The sequence below is a fragment of the Pseudorhodobacter aquimaris genome (assembly GCF_001202025.1).
GTDB classification, from domain to species: domain Bacteria; phylum Pseudomonadota; class Alphaproteobacteria; order Rhodobacterales; family Rhodobacteraceae; genus Pseudorhodobacter; species Pseudorhodobacter aquimaris.
The window spans coordinates 107,775-125,823 of sequence record NZ_LGHS01000052.1 but is presented as its reverse complement, the minus strand read 5'-3'; the positions used below and the strand labels follow the sequence as shown (position 1 = coordinate 125,823).

The window sequence follows — 18,049 nt, the reverse complement described above, 5'->3', positions numbered from 1 at the left end:
AAAGGCAAAAGCAGATATGAACGCGTTTGATCACTCCGAACATGCCGTTGTCATAAGCGAGGACGGACGCCATTCGATTTGGCCAAGCTGTCGCCCGCTGCCGTGGGGATGGCGCGAAGAGGGCTATCGCGGCCCTCGTGAGGTATGCCTTGCCCATATCGAACAGGTCTGGACCGATATGCGCCCAACCAAAGGCGCAGGCGAATGACTGTTGCACCGGCACAGCCAACCGAACAGAGCGGCGTCTTGCAGCTGATGCTGCCGACCGATTTGCCCGCCCGGATCACGCTGGACCCTCAGGGACGTGAGATGATGCGCGATGCTCTGGCACGGTTTCTTGATGCCCTGCAAGGTCGTGATCCCGCTGCAGGCATTGCCGAAATCCGGCACGAACTTGCCACAGGCACACCCTTTGAAATCGCAACGGTCGGTTGCGTTGGCATTCCCGCACGGGCCGCCGAGGTCAACGATTTCGACACCTATTTCAACGTACGGCGGATCGCCCCCGACCATCCTGCGCAGGCTTTGCTGGTCGGGCTGTTGCACACATCCGCCGCCGCGTTTGATCTGGCGGCCAGAGATACACGGATGCCCCGCGCGTTATTGGCGCATCAGGCAAAAGGTTTTGCCGCTTATGCCCGTTTGTTGGGGCGCATCTGCGGGATCGACGGTTTATCATGACCCCACCCCATGCACGCGAGATTTGGCAAGAGTTCCACTGGGCGTTCTTTTTGCACACACAGGGCATGATTTTATGCCTGCGCCGCTTTGCCGATTGTCTGGACCGCGGCGACCTGCAAGCCTGCGAAACCGAGCTGGAGACCGCCGCCACCCTCATGGATGCCTCGGCCGCCGCGATGCAGCTTGCCGGCAGTTTCACGCGTGCGGAATATGAACGCGATATCCGCATCTCAATGACCCCGCCCAATGTGAAATCCGAAGGGTTCAGCGGGCTGATGTCATGGGAGCATGGCGCGCTGGTCAATCTGTGGCGCGAATTGCGGCCCCATTTTGCGGATCTGCCGGATGAGCTGCGCTGCGCCCATGCCGAATTTGCGGCCGCTTACCGGCGTATGGCCGACGGGCATGTCAAAGTATGCGCGCGCTTTGTGGGCGATGACGCCATCAGCCTGCGCTATGGCGACCGCGACGCCTTGGCCAGTTTGCGCCGCTTTGGCAAAGGCCGTCATGCCTTGATCAACCCCAAGGCCGCATCCGAGGTGACCAGCGCATGAGCAAGATCACCGCGGCATATCCCCTTGCCCCCGGTCAGGCAGGCATCCTGTTTCAATCCTTGGGCGATGGCGCCAAGGGGGCCTATGTCATCCAGATCGCGCTGGACATCCAAGGCACACCCAATCCGCAAGCCGAGCGCACAAGCTGGGATGCACTTGTCGCCCGACATGATGTGTTGCGCACGGCCTTTGTCTGGAAAGATCGCAAGCAACCCTTGCAGGTGGTCGGCAGCCAGGCGCGCGCCAAACTGTCGGTGATCGACCTGAGCGATCTGGACGACGCGGCGCAATCGGCCCGTTTTGACGCATGGCTGGCCACGGATCGCAGCACCGGTTTCGATCTGTCGCATGCCCCATTGTTGCGGATCACACGGTTCCAACGGGGTAGGGACCGGCACCGGATTATTGTCACCTTTCATCATGCAATTCTCGACGGCTGGTCTATTCCCCTGCTGCTTCAGGACTGGATCGCGCTATATTCCGGCCGGACATTGCCAACCGCACCGGCATTTCAGGATTATGTGGCGTGGGCGCAGGCACAAGACCGGACAGCGGCACAAGCGTTCTGGCAAACCCAGCTTGCAGACCACAGCCACCGCAGCTTGCATCTGCCAGCGCCCGAGATGCCCCCCGCCTCTTTGCGCGGTGATCTGTCACGCGCCCTGACGCCGGACGAAACAAAGGCCTTGGCGGCCACGCTCTTGCCGCTCGGGGTGACGATGGCGACCGCCGTTCAGGGGGCTTGGGCGCTGTTGCTGGGGGCTGCGATGGGTGCGGATGACGTGATCTACGGGGTGGCGCGATCGGTTCGGCCCGCCGCGCTGACCGCCGCTGATCGCCGGGTTGGCATGTATCTGAACACCTTGCCAATGCGGGCGCGTATCGCGGCCAAAACCCCCTTGCACCAATGGCTGGCGGAATTGCAAACGGCCACCCATGCCCAAGCCGGATATGAGGCCTCTACCCTTGCCGATGCACTGCGCGGCACCGCACAACGCGGGCTGTCTACGGCTGTTGTCTTTGAGAACTACCCCCGCGATCCTGCCCTATTGGGGCGTCTGGATGATTTCACCGTTGAACAGATCGAGGTGTTTGAACAGACCAGCCTTGATCTGACATTGTTTGCCATTCAGGACGACGGGCTGATGCTGCGTCTGCTGTTTGATGCGCGGACCACGGATGCGGGGTTTGCCAAGGGGCTGTTGGCGGATCTGCATCATATCCTGCGCCAGATCGGCAATACCCCCGAGACCCCTCTGGGCGATATCTCCATAGCGTCGCATATCCCATTGGCCCCCGCCGCCGAGACGCCCGCCCTGACCGGCCCCGCCCTGCCAGAGGTCGCGGCTATCTGGTGTGCGCTGCTGGAGCTGCCCACGGTTTCCGGCAGCGATAATTTCTTTGACCTTGGTGGGGAGTCCCTGCTGGTTCTGAGCCTGCAAGACCGGATCCGCACCGAATTGGGTGTCGAGGTCGAGATCCCCGATCTGTTCCGTCATGCGACCCTCTCTGCGCAAAGCGCGCATGTGCAAGGTCTGCGCGACAACATCGCCCCCGCCCTTCCCCCACGCAGCAACAACACCGATGGCCGCAAGCGATTGCAACAGCGCCGCGCATTGTTGAAAGCCAAGGAGCCGACCCAAAATGCCCAATGAAAACACCCCTGATCTGCCCGAAACAAACGGGCTGGAAATCGCCATCATCGGTATGGCCGGCCGCTTTCCGGGGGCCGCGAACCTTGAGGAATATTGGACCAATCTGCGCGACGGGGTCGAGAGCATCACCACACTGAACCCTGAGGCCTTGCACCAGCGCGGTGTGGCGCAATCCATGCTGGATGCTGATGATTTCGTCGCACGCGGCGCACAGGTTGACGCCTATGACCAGTTCGACCCCGCCTTCTTTGGCTATTCCCCCGCCGAGGCAGAGCTGCTGGACCCGCAACAGCGCATGTTTCTGGAATGTGCATGGCACGCGCTTGAAAACGCGGGCGTTGTGCCGGGCGCGCAGGACCAGCCGATCGGTGTCTTTGCCAGTGCGGGGATGAACGGATATCTGCTCAACCTCTTTGGCAATGCCGATCTGCGTCAACGGGTGACGCCCTATGAGATTTTTACCGCCAATGACAAGGATTTTCTGGCCACGCGTGCGGCCTATAAGCTGAACCTGCGCGGGCCGGCGGTCACTGTGCAGACGGCCTGTTCCTCGTCCTTGGTGGCGGTGCATATGGCGGCCCAAAGCCTGATTGCCGGCGAATGCAGCATGGCCTTGGCGGGCGGTGTGGCCCTGTCGCGTCAGGATGGATACCGCGCGCTTGCGGGCAGCATCCTGTCGCCCACCGGCCAGTGCCGCGCCTTTGACGCCACGGCGGATGGCACGGTGACGGGCAACGGCGTTGGTCTGGTCCTGCTTAAACGGCTAGAGGATGCACTGGCCGATGGTGACCGGATCGACGCGGTCATCAAAGGCTCTGCGATCAATAATGACGGCGCGGGCAAGGCCAGCTTTACCGCGCCGGATGTGTCCGCACAGGCCGATGTGATTGCCGCCGCCCAAGCCGCCGCCGAGGTTCCTGCCGATAGCATCACCTATGTCGAGGCGCATGGCACCGGCACACCTTTGGGTGATCCGGTGGAAATCACCGCCCTGAACCGTGCCTTTCGCCGCCAGACGGATAGGGCCGGATATTGCGCCATCGGCTCGGTCAAAACGAACATCGGCCATCTGGATACTGCGGCGGGCATTGCAGGGTTGATCAAGACGGTCCTTATGCTGCGCGCGGGCAAGATCGCGCCCAGTTTGCATTACACCGCCCCCAACCCGAAAATCCCTTTGAACGACAGCCCCTTTCACGTTGCAAACAGCCTGCAAGACTGGCAATCGACCGGCCCGCGTCGCGCAGGGGTCAGCGCCTTCGGCATCGGCGGCACCAATGCCCATGTGATCCTTGAAGAAGCGCGCAGCACCCCCGCAAAGGTGCAGGACGACACCTGCCTGATCCTGCCTATGTCAGCCAAAACGCCTGAGGCTTTGGCGCAAAATGCCGCCGCACTGGCGGACCATCTTGAGGGCGAAACCGCCCCGCTTGGTGCAGTGGCCCGAACCTTGGCCATGGGGCGGCACCAGTTCCGCTGGCGTTATGCCATTGTCGCACACAGCAAGACCGATGCAAGCACGCGGCTGCGCGCCCTGTCGCGCCCGCAAAAGGCCGCCGAGGCGCCTGTTTCCCCTGTCTTCGTCTTTCCCGGACAGGGCAGCCAATATCCGTCGATGGCGTGCAAATTATATGATGAAATCCCCAGCTTCGCACGCATTCTGGATCAGGCGGATGCGCATCTAGGCGGCACGTTTTTGCCCCTGTTGCGCGATGCCGGTGACGCCATCAATCAGACAGAAAACGCACAAATCGCGTTATTCGTAACCCAATATGCCTATGCGCAGGCCTTGCGTGAGGGGGGCATACACCCCGCTGCGATGATCGGCCATTCATTGGGGGAACTGACCGCCGCTTGCATCGCGGGGGTATTCTCGTTCCCCGACGGGATAGAGATCGTACGCGAACGTGGCCGCTTGATGCAGGCCGAAGATCCCGGTGCCATGCTGGCCGTATTCCACCCCGACCAACCGCTTGATGCGCTCTTGCCCGACGGGGTCGAGGTGGCGGCGCAAAACGGCCCCGGCCTGACCACGCTGACCGGGCCGCATCAGGCCATTGATCACTGCGCCACCACTCTTGAGGGGGCGGGGCTGACATATCATCGGCTGCAAACCTCCCACGCCTTTCATTCCAGAATGATGGACACGGCGGCGGCGGAATTCGCCCGCTTTGTCGCGCGGTTTACCCTCGCGGCACCGCAGGTCCCTATGATCTCGAACCTGACGGGCGATTGGTTGACCCCCGGCAACGCCACCGATCCGGCCTATTGGGCGCGCCACATGCGCGCGCCGGTACAATTCGGTGACGGGCTGCGCAGATTGAATCAACTGGATAACCCTGTTTTCATCGAAACAGGTCCCGGGGGGGCAATGACATCCCTGCTCAAACAGCAGGGGATCGGGCCTGCGCTGCACGGGTTTACGCAAGACACCGAGGGACAGGCGGGCCTCTATGCAACGCTGGCCAAGGCATGGGAACAGGGCGTAGACCTCAACTGGCAGGCGGTGATGCCGGTCAAACAGGCGCCGGTTGCCCTGCCCGGCTATGCTTTTCAACGTCAACGCTATTGGATTGAACCCGACAGCCAACTGCATCAGGAAACCCAGCCGGGCGAGGCCCGCATCTATGTGTCGGCATGGCAGCGGACCGACCTTGTTCAGCCCAAGCGTGCCGCGCGGCAAAACTGGCTGATCTTTGACGATGGCACCCTTGGCACCGCTTTGGCCAACACGCTGGAGCGGACGGGCGATGATGCCTACCGTGTTGTCTCCGGCGCGGGGTTTGGTGAACCGGGATACCGCTGCTTTGCGCTGGCACCGGATATGACCGAGATCGACCGGCTGCTAGGCCTTCTGGCCGATCGCGGATCACAGCCTGCGCATGTTGTTTTTGGCTGGCCGCTCAATAGCGATCCCCACGCCTTGGCCGCGCTGCAAAAGCTGGTTCTTGCCTTGGCCGATCTGGGCAGGGATATCCGCCTGACGGTGTTGACAAAAGGGGCCGCCGATGTGACCGGCGCCGAGGATCTGTCACCCCAACAGGCGCGCCTTCACGGCATGGTTCAGGTCGCAGGGCAGGAACACCCCTGGATCGGCTGCCGCATTCTGGACCTTGACCCGCAAGAACGCGCAAAGCCCGCAGATCTGGCCCCTGCCTTGGGACGGGCATTGCTTGGCGATGAGGCGCCGATTCTTGCGCGGCGCGGGGGTCGCTTCTGGTCCCTGTCGCATCAGGTGCGGGAACTGCCGGATGCTATGCCGCTGCGCAAAAACGGGGCCTATGTGGTGCTGGGGGATATTGCCGGTGGCGCCGGACGTGTCTGGGCGCAAAAGCTGATCGCGCAAGCAAACCTGCGGGTGGCCCTGATCGGGGACACCAACACCTTGCCCGAGACGGAAAACACACTGTATCTGTCCGCCGATTGCACCGATCCCGAGGCCGTCGGCGCGGCATTGGACAGGGTTGCCTCGAAATGGGGGCGGATTGACGGGATTTTCCTGAGCACAGCCTTTAGCGATGCGAGAACCTCCGCCCCTCTGGCGCTATTGGGGGAGGCGCAACAAGACCGCGTCACAAGCGGCATCATGGCCCCGCTGAATGCCTTGGCTGCGGCTGTGGCCACGCGGCGTGTCGGGTTTTGCTATGTCCAATCCTCTCTGTCTTCGGTGATCGCGGGTGTCGGCCTCGGGGCCTATGCGGCGGCGCATCACTATGTTGATCTGGCCATCGCACGGCTGGACCGCGAAGCCCCCGGCCGCTGGTACGCAACCGGCTGGGACGCATTGGGAGACGGGGTTGACGGGGCGCGCCTTTCAGGTGCCACCAATGATTTTGCAATCACTGCCGATCAGCTTTGGAAAACCACCTGTGCCACCCTCGCGGCGGGCCTGTCGGGGCATAGCATCCTGTCGCGGGCCGATGTGGATGCCCGGCGTCAGCAATGGCTCAACACACATCCCGCCGCCCGCCATGAAGAGACCGCCCGCGGCCGCGAACGCCCCGCGCTTGAGACGCCCTTCGTCGCGCCCCGCACCCCCTTGGAATATTCTGTTGCCGCCATTTTGCAGGACTTGCTGGGCCTTGACAGGATCGGCCGAGATGACGGGTTTTTCGAGCTTGGCGGCCATTCCCTCTTGGCAATCCGGGCCATCGCCCGCCTGCGTGAGGAATTCCCCGTCGAAATCGAGATGCGCGAGCTTTTGCTCGACAACCCCAGCACCGCCAGCATCGCGGCGTTGATCGAGGCCAAACTGGCCGGGGACGCAGATCTGCTTGCCCTGCTGGATGAGGTGTCCGGCCTCTCCGAACAGGATCTGCAAGACGCGCTAAAGGAAACGGTGTGAGCCATGAGTGATATCGCCAGCAAACTTGCCCGCCTGACCCCCGCGCAACGTGCGTTGCTGCAAAAACGTCGCCGGAGCGCCGCCCCCGCGCGGGATCCACAAGCCCCCGCGCCGCTGTCATTTGCCCAGCAACGGCTGTGGTTCGTCCAACAGCTTGAGCCGGAAAACACCGCCTATAATATGGCGATCACCCTGCGTTTGCGCGGCCCGCTGGATGCCAGTGCAATGCAAAGGGCGTTTGACGGGTTGGTCGCCCGCCATGCAGCCCTGCGCAGTTGTTACCGGCTTGATGCGGATGGCACCCCGCAACAAATGCCCGGCACCCCGCCACGGCTTGCCCTGATCGATTGCGCAGATGCCACAGCCGCGATGACACGGATCATAGAGCCGCCTTTCGATCTGACGCAGGTGCCAATGCGCGCCGCCCTGCTGCGCGAGGCGCCCGAGGATGCCATCCTTGCCATCGGATTGCATCACATCATGGCTGACCGTTGGTCCATGGGGGTAATGGTCCGCGAACTGGCCGTCCTCTATGATGCGGCTTGCCGCGATGAGGTTGATCCGCTGCCCCCGCCCGGACTGCAAATGCCCGATTATGCAGAGCGGCAACGCAGCACACAGGTTACCGGTCTGGATACGCAAATCCAATGGTGGCAGGACACACTACGCGACGCGCAAGCCCTAGATCTACCGCGTAAACGCCGTGGTGATACGCCCCTTGGTGCGACACATGAATTTACCCTGCCCGATGACCTGAGCGCGGCCCTGCGCCAAGAGGCAAGGCAGCGCGGCGTCAGCCTGTTCACCCTGTTGCTCGCGGGGTTCAACCTGTTGATGTACCGCTATTGCGATAGCGATGACATTACCGTCGGCAGCGATATATCCAACCGCGACAGCCATGAGGCCCAAGCGATGATCGGGCCGCTGGTCAATACTTTGGCCCTGCGCTGTGATCTGTCGGGAAATCCTGATTTCGACACGATCCTTAGCCGCACCCGGCAGGTCTTGCGCGATGCCTTTGCGCATCAGGATGTGCCTTTGGATCAAGTGGTCGAAGCCCTGAACCCCGACCGCTCCGGTGGCGAGATGATCCCGCTGTTTCGCGCGAAATTCGACCTGCAACAGGCTGAACGGCTGCCAGATCAGATCCACGGAGTCCGTCTGGAACGTCTGGCCCGTCAGGATCGTACCACCAAATACGAATTGCGGATGAACCTAGAGGATGACGGTGCGGCCCTTTCCGGTCGGATGGAATATCGCGCCGACCTCTATGACCCCGAGATCATTTCGCGGATGAGCGTGCATTTCATCAATCTGCTGCGGGCGGCGCTGGATGACCCCAAATGCCCTGCGTCACGGCTTGCCATGCTGGACGCGGATGAGGCCCGTAAGATGGTCTCTCTGGCCACCGGCCCCGCCTTGCCACAGCACGCCGAGACCTTGCATCAGGCATTCCTGGATCAGGCAGGCCGGACCCCTGACGCCATCGCCATTACCGATGGGCAGCAGGAAATCACCTACCGTGATCTTGATGCGCGGTCGGGCGCTATTGCGGCGGCCTTGGATCAGCGCGATATGCCTGCTCAATCCCGTATCGGGATATCAATGGCGCGCAGGCCCGATCTGGTGGCGACGATCCTCGGGGTCTTGCGGGCCGGATGCGCCTATGTCCCGCTTGATCCGGCCTATCCTGCTGTGCGCATTGCCTATATGGCGCAGGATGCGGGTGTTGGGCTGATCCTGACCGATGGCGGCGTGGATACGGTTGGCGATACCCTTGCGGTCAATATCCATGACCTGCCCCCTGCCCCCGCGCCGATGCCACGTGGCAAAGGTGCGGATCTGGCGGTGATCATCTATACATCAGGCTCCACCGGCCAGCCAAAAGGTGTGGCGTTGGAGCATCGCAATATCCTGTCGCGCGTCGCTTGGGCCGGCACGGTGTTTGAACCACAAGACCTTACCGGCGTTCTTTTTGCGACCTCGGTTTCCTTTGACCTGTCATTGTTTGAGATCTTTGCCACACTGGCCAATGGCGGGCGGATGGTGATGGCGCAAAGCTTGCTCGACCTGCCTGCTGATGCCGGTGTGACCTTGTTGAACACGGTGCCAAGCCTGTTGCGCGAATTGGTCAAACACAACGACCTGCCCGCATCGGTGCGCTGCATCAACCTTGCCGGAGAGTTTTTCCCCCCCGCTTTGCTGGACCGGTTGCTGGAGTTTCCGCAGCTCAGGACCATCAACAACCTCTATGGCCCCACCGAAGACGCCATCTATGACGCCGGCAATCCGGTGCAAAATGAGCCCGAACGCCCGATGCCCATCGGCCGCCCCTTTCCGGGGTCGCGCATCTATGTGCTGGACCGCAACGGCGCGCTGATGCCCACGGGCCTTGCCGGAGAGCTTTGCGTCGCGGGGGCCGGCCTTGCGCGCGGCTATCTGAACCGGCCCGAGCTGACAGCCGAACGGTTCTTGCCAGACCCGTTTCAGGATGGGGAGACCGCACGGCTCTACCGTAGCGGTGATCGCGGGCGTTGGCGGGTGGACGGGCGCATTGATATTCTGGACCGCATCGACACGCAGGCAAAATTGCGCGGCCAACGTATTGAGTCGGCGAGATCGAGAACCGGTTGGAGACCCACCCCGATGTGGCCGAGGCCGTGGTTCTGATCACAGGCGCGCCTGCCGATATCGACCGTCAGCTAATCGCCCATATTGCCCCGTTGCCGGGGCAGAGCGTTGCGCCCGAAACCCTGCGCGACTTTTTGGCGGCACAGCTTCCGGCCCATATGGTGCCAACGCTTTGGCAGCTCCACACCACTCTGCCCCGCATGCCCAATGGCAAGGTGGACCGGCCCACCCTCAATGCCTTTGCAGGGGTCGAACACCGTCGCCATGTTGCGCCCGAAACCGAGACCGAACAGCGGGTCATCGCGATCTGGGAGGAGTTTCTGGACCAGTCCGGGATCGGGGCCGAGGATGACTTTTTCGCGCTTGGGGGGCATTCCTTGCTGGCGATGCGCCTGCTGGCCCGCTTGCAACAGGAATTCACCGTTCAGCTGACATTGGGCCAGATGTTCAACGCGCTGACACCGCGCAAACAGGCCGCCCTGCTGGATGAAGCAGTCGGGCAGGTGCCCGACGCCCCACAATCTTCCGATCCGACCGAAGGGCTAAGCGATGCCGAAGTTGACGCTTTGCTGGCGCAGATGGCCCCCAATACAACAGAGGAACAGGCATGAACCCCCAAGACACCACCACGCTTGATCCGGCCGCCAAACGCGCCCTATTGGCAAAAATGATGAAACAGACCCGCCCCGATACGCGGCCCCGCCATGCCCCGCTTAGCGCGGCCCAACAACGTCTGTGGTTCATCGACCAGCTACAACCGGGCCAGTCGACCTATACCATCGCCGCCGCCCTGCGTCTGCGCGGGGATCTTGACCCCGCCCGGCTTCAGGCCGCGCTGGACGGGATAGTGGCCCGCCATGAGCCCTTGCGTACCCTCTTCACCGATCACGACGGCGCGGTTGTGCAATCCATCGGGGCAGCTGCGCCCGTGGCACTGGAAACCGCCGATATCGCGGAACCCGCCCTACAAAAAGCCTTGGCCGGTTTCGCCGCACGCCCCTTTGATCTGGTCAAAGGTCCGGTGTTGCGCGCCGCCTTGTTCCGGCTGGATGACCGCCATCATGTTCTGGCCATTGCGGTGCATCACATCGTGGCCGATTACCATTCGCTTCAGGTCATGATCGCAGAGTTCACCGCCCTTTATGAGGGTAAATCCCTGCCCCCGCTGCCCTTACAATTTGCCGATCATGCGCTGGCACAGCGAAGCCGGGATCTGAAAGGGCAACTTGCCTTTTGGCAAGAGACGCTCCACGGGCTTGCGCCATTACTGGACATGCCCACGGATTTTATGCGCCCCAAACAGCAAGATTATGTCGGCGGGCGGCTGCGTTTTGATCTGCCCGATGGTTTGGTCTCGCGCCTGCGCGGCCTTGCCAAGGCCCGTGCGGTCACGCCCTTTACCCTTTTGCTGGCCGGATTTCATATTCTGCATCACCGTTATAGCGGCGCGCAGGATATCTGCATCGGCACCACCGTATCCAACCGCGACCGTGCCGAGCTGCAAGGGCTGGTCGGCTATTTCGTCAATACATTAGCGATCCGTTGCACTGTGGCGGCGGATGACAGTTTTGACGACCTGCTGGCGCGGATGCAGAGGCAAATCACAGGGGCGATGGCCCATCAAGAGCTGCCATTTGAGCAGGTGGTTGATGCCACCGTATCCGAACGCAGCCTAGCCCATGCGCCGCTGTTTCAATCCATGTTCAACCTGCATGAAAAGCAGCCGGACACGGCGACACTAACGGGATTGACACTTGAGACCGTCATCCTGCCTGCGAAAACGGCACGGTTCGACCTTTGCCTCGATATGTTCATCGGAGAGAAAATCAGCGGCGTTCTGGAATATGCCACGGCACTGTTCCGGCCCGAAACGGCACAGCGGATGGTTGATGACTATATCCGCATTCTTGAGGCGGCGACCGGGGCGCCCGATTGCAAGCTGGCCGATATCGACCTGTTTACAGCCACCGACAAACAGAGGCTTTTGGCGTTCAATGCCACCGATCGCGCCATACCCGATTTTGATCTTGCAAGCCTCATTGCACAGGCCGCGCAACAGCCGGAGGCAACGGCCCTGGTCGCAGGGGATACCCGTCTGACCTATGCGCAGCTTGACGCCACCGCCAACCGTTTGGCGCAATATCTGGACCCCAAGGTGCAGACCGGCGACAGGGTGGCCGTTTGCCTGCCCCGCACGGCTGATCTGGTGGTCACACTTTTGGCGCTGCTCAAACTGGGCGCGCCCTATATTCCGCTGGACCCGACCCATCCGCCGCAACGGTTGCGTGATATCTTGCAAGACAGCAAACCCGTCTTGCTGATCGGCGCAGGTGCGCCGCCTGTGCCATCCGAATGCCCCTATCTGGACCTTGAGGCCAGCCGCGACGCCATAAACGCCTGTGCCGACACCCCCCCCTTGCGGGTGATTACAGGTGAGGATCTGGCCTATGTCATCTTTACCTCTGGCACCACGGGGCGGCCCAAGGGCGTGCCGATCCGGCAACGCAGTCTGGTGAACCTGTTGACCAGCATGGCGCGCAGCCCCGGCATGACCGCGCAGGATTGTTTGGTCAGCGTCACCACGCCCGCATTCGACATCGCGGGGCTGGAGCTGTTCTTGCCGCTTTTGTCGGGTGGCACGTTGGTGATCGCGGACGCGTTTGACGTGATTGACGGCTTGGCCCTGTCGCGGCTTTTGGAACGGGTGGATGCGACGATGATGCAGGCCACGCCCTCAAGCTGGCGGCTGTTGGTCGAAGAGGGCTGGCAGGCCCCGGCGGGCTTTAAGATGCTTTGCGGGGGGGAGGCGCTGGATATGGCCCTTGCCCAACGCTTGCTGGGTGGGGACGGGCGTTTGTTCAACCTCTATGGCCCGACCGAGACCACAATCTGGTCGGCCTGCGCCGAGATTACGGCGGATGATATCGGCCGCAGGCAAATCCCTTTGGGCCGCCCAATCGCCAACACCTGGATACACATCGCGGATGCCGATGGTCGCCCTTGCCCCCCCGGCGTGGCGGGTGAGATCCTGATCGGTGGTGACGGCCTTTCACCCGGCTATCTGGACAGGCCGGAGCTGACCGCGCAAAAATTCATCACCCGCGATGGCCAACGTCTGTATCGGACCGGCGACCGTGCAAAGATAACTGCCGAGGGGGAAATCATCTATCTCGGGCGGATCGACTTTCAGCTCAAGCTGCGGGGGTTCCGGATCGAAGCGGGCGAGATCGAGACATTGCTGACCCAGGATCCTGCGGTCGAACAGGCGGCGATGATACTTTTGGGCGAGGGCGATGCGGCCATGCTGGTCGCCTATTGCCGTGCCAATGATGAACCCGACCTGCAAGACCGTTTGCGCAGGCATCTCGGGGCGCATCTTCCGGCCTATATGATGCCGTCGGCTTTTGTGTTCCTCGACAGCTTTCCGCTGAACGCAAGCGGCAAGGTTGACCGGCTGCGCCTGCCTGCGCCAGACACGCAGGCCGCATCAACACAGACAACAACCGGAGCCGAAACCATGCTGGCGAAAATCTGGGCCGAGGTTCTGGGCATTGACGCACCGGGGCCGGAGGATGACTTCTTTGGTCTTGGCGGGCATTCCTTGCTGGCGATGCGCATGGTGGCGCGGCTGGACCATGACGGCCCGCGTGCCCTACCGCTGCGCCTGTTGTTTGAAAACCCCCGCCTTGGCGCCTATACCCGTGCTTTGGATCAGGTGGGGATCTTGCGGGATGTGCCCCGTGATCCGATCCCCCGCCTTGCGCCAGAGGCCATGCCGCCACTGTCCCATGCGCAATCGCGTCAATGGGCATTGGCGTCACTGGACCCGGATCAAACCGCCTATCATATTCCGTCGGCACTGCGCCTGAAGGGTACAGTCAACAGCGCGCGCTTGGCCCGCGCCTTTGCCGCCTTATGCAACCGACACCAGATTTTGCGATCGGCCTATCCTGCCATAGACGGGACACCACGGCATGCGGCCCGCAGTGCAACAGATCCGACCCTGAACGTTGCAACAATAAACGAGGATGCCATGGCCTCGGTGTTATCGGCCAAGGTGCAAACCCCCTTCGATATGGCACAGGGACCGCTTGTCAGGCTTGATCTTTTGTCCACGGATGCCGAGAACCATGTCCTGTTGATGGTCATGCATCACATCATCGCGGATGCTGCCAGTGTGCAACTGGCGCTTGGTGAATTGATGGAGGGCTATAACGCGCTGACCAAAGAGCCTGCGTGGCGGCCCGATCCCTTGCCGCTGCAATATGCGGATTATGCGGCATGGCAAGCAGGTCAGGATTTCAGCGAGGGTTGCCAATATTGGCTCGATCACCTGCGCGGCGCGCCGCCGTTGCTGGAGCTTCCGACCGATTTCCCACGCCCCGCACAGCAGGATTTTTCCGGCGGGAATGTTGATTTCACCCTGTCAGGCCCCGCGCTTGCGGGCTTGCGCGCCTTGGCGGCACAAACGGGTGCGACGCCCTATATGGTGCTGCTTGCGGGTTTTGCGGCTTTTCTTGGCCGTTTTGCCGAGACCGAAGAGGTGGTCGTCGGCACCCCGATCAGCACCCGCCCCCATCCTGATCTGGACCAATTGATCGGGATGTTCGTCAACACGCTGGCGCTGCGGTTGCGCACGGATGACAAGGCCGGGTTCACCGCCCTGCTGGCCGATTGTCGCCAGCGGGTTCTGGACGGCTTCGGCCATCAGGACACGCCCTTTGAAAAAGTGGTAGAGGCTTTGGCACCCGACCGCACATGGAGCCATAACCCCGTCTTTCAGGCGATGTTCTCGTGGCGGGTTCAGGCCCAAAGGCCCGCGCATGAGGGGCCGGAATGGGCGCCTTTGGCCATGCCCGCCACATCGGCCAAAACGGATTTGCATCTGGCCGTGCTGGACCGGGGTGAGGATCTGGCGCTGCGGCTGGAATACCGCCGCGATCTTTTCCTGCCAGAAACAGCCTCGAATATGGCGCAATCCTTTGAGGCGCTTATCCTGTCACTTTTCGACACCCCCGATGCACCGATCAGCAGCCTGTCGATGTTGCACCCTGAACAGGCCCAAACCATCGCGCGCTGGAACGATACCGGACGCCTGCCGGTGGCAGATACCGACACGCTACATGGCTTGGTCGCGGCCTGTGCGGCGCAGGTCCCGACGCGGATCGCCGTTCAGGATACCTCGGGCGCCCTCACCTATGAGGCGCTGGAGGCGCGCAGCAACACATTGGCCGCATATTTGCAAACCCGTGGTATCGGGGCGGGTGACCGTGTCGGGGTCGCCTTGGGGCGCGGGGTGGATCTGGTTGCGGCAATCCTCGGGGTGCTGAAAACGGGCGCGGCCTATGTTCCGCTTGATCCCAATTACCCGGCTGAACGCATCGCTTATGTTGCCGAGGATGCGACCCTGTCCCTGATCCTTGGCGATCACGATGGCACAAACACACTTGGTCTGGCCGGATTTTGGCAGGGGCGCCCGCCACAAATGCCAACCCCCTGTGTCACAACACAGGATGATCTCGCCTATTTGATCTATACCTCGGGCTCGACCGGCAAGCCAAAGGGCGTGGCCTTGACCCACGGCAACGCGGTGGCATTGGTTTGCTGGGCCGAACGCACATTCAGCAAGGAAGAGCTGGCAGGCGTTCTTGGCTCCACCTCGGTCTGTTTTGATCTGTCGGTCTTTGAGATTTTCGCCACCCTCTCGCTGGGCGGCACGCTGTTCATGGTTGAGGATCTCTTTGCCCTGCCCTCGGCCCCTTTTGCCGATCAGGTGACACTGATCAACACCGTTCCCACCCCCATGGCAGAGCTGATCCGGCTGGGGCCATTGCCCAGATCCGTGCGCACCGTTTGCCTTGCCGGTGAGACCCCCTCACCCGCATTGGCCCGGAAAATGACCGAAGCCGTTGATCGTTTCGTCCACCTGTACGGCCCGTCAGAGGATACGACCTTTTCCACAGGCATGGATGTGCGGCGCGGGTTTGCGCGCTTTAATCTGGGCCATCCGGTCGCGGGCACACAGGCCTATATTCTGGACGAACAGTTGCAACAGCTTCCCGTAGGGATGGCAGGAGAGCTTTATCTGGCGGGGCAAGGGGTTGGCCGTGGCTATTGGAACCGGCCGGGGATGACTGCGGAACGGTTCCTGCCCAACCCCTTTGACGGTGACGGCAGCGCGCCGGTGATGTACCGCACCGGCGACCGCGTGCGGCGCACCGCAGACGGCTCGATCGACTATTTCGGGCGCGGGGACCGGCAGCTTAAAATCCGCGGTTTCCGCATAGAGCCGGGCGAGGTAGAGGCCGCGCTCAGCACATTGGATGGTGTGATCGCCGCCGTGGTCGACCTTTGGCAGGCACCCGACCGGCCCGCGCGTCTGACCGCATGGGTCGAGGGGGACGCGCTACAATCCGATCTAGTCGCAGAGCTGACAAAACGTCTGCCCGCCCATCTGGTGCCCACGCAATTTGTCATCGCCGCCGCCTTGCCGCGTTTGCCCAATGGCAAGCTGGACCGCAAATCCATGCCCGCGCCAGCCGGGGATGACCCGATGCAGCAGACGGATGACGAGATGCCCCTGCCGGGGTTGGAGAGCCGGCTTGCCGCGATCTGGAAACGCGTATTGGGCCGCGATGCCATCACGCGAAACGCAGGGTTTTTCAGCATCGGCGGGGATTCCATTCTGGCGATTCAGGTGGTCGCAGAAGCGCGTGATCTCGGCATTGCCCTGACGCCGCGCGATCTGTTCCAGTTCCCGACCCTTGCCGAACTGGCCGCCGCCGCCGAAGATCGTGATACCGTCGATCACGCCGCCGGCCCCGTCACCGGCCCGCAAGCAATGACCCCCGTGCAGCATTGGTTCCTGAGCCGCGACCTGCCGCAGGCGCAGCACTGGAATCAGGCGGTTGTCGTCACCCCGACACGGCCATTGGACCCCGACATTCTGGACCGGGCCTTGGGCCATCTGTCTGAATGGCACGCGGCATTGCGGGCGCGGTTTACCTGCACGGATGGCATCTGGGCACAGATCATCGCACCTGTTCAGGACCAGCCTTATCTGACGCGCGCCTCTGGTGATGTCAGCAATGCCGCGCAAGGTTTGCAACAAGGCTTTGATCTGGCCAATGGGCCGATGTGGGGCGCGGCCCTATGCGACCTTGCCGAGGGTGGCCAGCGCCTTGTGGTCGTGGCGCATCACCTGCTTGTTGACGGTGTATCCTGGCGCATCCTGATGGCCGATCTGCAACGGATTTACGACGCGCTGGAACGGGGCGAAACCCCGACCCGCCGCCGGTCCACACCGGTTGGGACTTGGGCGGCCCATCTGCAAAATGCCGGTACCTTCAAGACCCAGCGCAGCTATTGGCAAGAGGTGCTTGCGGTGCCGAGTGCCCGCTTGCCGCTTGACGCCCCCGACGGCCAAAACACCAGGGCCCAGAACACCGAGGCAACAGCCAAGCGCCATGAAACGCGATTGGATAGCACACTGAGCCGACAGATCTTGCAAGATGTGCCTGCCGCCTATCCGGTCACCAGCGAGGAATTGATGCTGGCATCACTGGCATTGGCCCTGCACGACTGGACCGGCCACACCGCCACACGGATTGAAATGGAAAGCCATGGGCGCATTGCCGAAGACACGCTGGACCTGAGCGGCACGGTGGGCTGGCTGACGGCGCTTTATCCCCTCATCCTGCAAAGCCCGCCGGATGGGGCGGCCGGTGATGCCTTGCGCGGTGTCAAGGAAACCCTGCGCAGCGTGCCAAGCGGCGGGGTCGGTTTCGGGGTTTTGCGCTATTTGCACAATGACCTGTCGGACGGGGGCGGGGATATCCGGTTCAACTATCTGGGACAGGCCGGCGCCATTCTGGGGGCCGACAGCCTGTTCCACCCCGCAGATGAAGGCGCGGGCCCTGCGCGTGCCGGTGCAAACCCGCGCGACACAGTGCTGGAGATTAACGCGCTGGCCGCACCCGACGGGCTGCGCATCGGCTGGAACTATCCCGGTGACATGATCGCAGCCGCCACAATCGAGGCCTTGGCCAATGATTTCACCCACCACCTGAACAGGCTGGTCGCCCATTGTCTGGGGGGCGAGGACACGGGCCTAAGCCCTGTCGATTTCCCCGACATGGATTTTGCCGCCGACGATCTTGATGACCTATTGCAGAGCCTTTGAC

The 18,049-nt window shown here is 62.2% G+C and carries 8 protein-coding genes; all 8 read left to right on the top strand.

The features are described from left to right. The first annotated feature begins 16 nt into the window (after positions 1-16). Genes AKU94_RS09235 through AKU94_RS09200 form a run of 8 tightly spaced genes read left to right on the top strand, consistent with a single transcriptional unit; the run spans position 17 to position 18,048 of the window. Entirely contained in the window at positions 17-208 is a 192-nt protein-coding gene (locus tag AKU94_RS09235; protein WP_050526988.1) for an MbtH family NRPS accessory protein, read from the top strand. Then, entirely contained in the window at positions 205-681 is a 477-nt protein-coding gene (locus tag AKU94_RS09230) for a hypothetical protein (protein WP_050526987.1), read from the top strand. Before AKU94_RS09235 ends, AKU94_RS09230 begins: the two co-directional genes overlap by 4 nt. Next, positions 678-1,235: a hypothetical protein gene (locus AKU94_RS09225; protein WP_050526986.1), complete on the top strand. Its 558-nt coding sequence runs from the start codon at positions 678-680 to the stop codon at positions 1,233-1,235. Before AKU94_RS09230 ends, AKU94_RS09225 begins: the two co-directional genes overlap by 4 nt. After that, positions 1,232-2,890 carry a condensation domain-containing protein gene (locus tag AKU94_RS09220; protein ID WP_050526985.1) on the top strand — a complete coding sequence of 553 codons (1,659 nt, stop codon included), beginning with the start codon at positions 1,232-1,234 and terminating at the stop codon, positions 2,888-2,890. Before AKU94_RS09225 ends, AKU94_RS09220 begins: the two co-directional genes overlap by 4 nt. Beyond that, entirely contained in the window at positions 2,880-7,235 is a 4,356-nt protein-coding gene (locus AKU94_RS09215; protein ID WP_050526984.1) for a type I polyketide synthase, read from the top strand. Before AKU94_RS09220 ends, AKU94_RS09215 begins: the two co-directional genes overlap by 11 nt. A 3-nt stretch (positions 7,236-7,238) precedes the next feature. After that, positions 7,239-9,905 carry a non-ribosomal peptide synthetase gene (locus AKU94_RS09210; RefSeq protein ID WP_050526983.1) on the top strand — a complete coding sequence of 889 codons (2,667 nt, stop codon included), beginning with the start codon at positions 7,239-7,241 and terminating at the stop codon, positions 9,903-9,905. Then, positions 9,866-10,477, top strand: a complete 612-nt coding sequence (locus AKU94_RS09205) for a phosphopantetheine-binding protein (protein ID WP_050526982.1) — start codon at positions 9,866-9,868, stop codon at positions 10,475-10,477. The genes AKU94_RS09210 and AKU94_RS09205 overlap by 40 nt, the downstream gene beginning before the upstream one ends. Further along, entirely contained in the window at positions 10,474-18,048 is a 7,575-nt protein-coding gene (locus AKU94_RS09200) for a non-ribosomal peptide synthetase (protein ID WP_050526981.1), read from the top strand. The genes AKU94_RS09205 and AKU94_RS09200 overlap by 4 nt, the downstream gene beginning before the upstream one ends. Position 18,049: the final 1 nt, after the last annotated feature.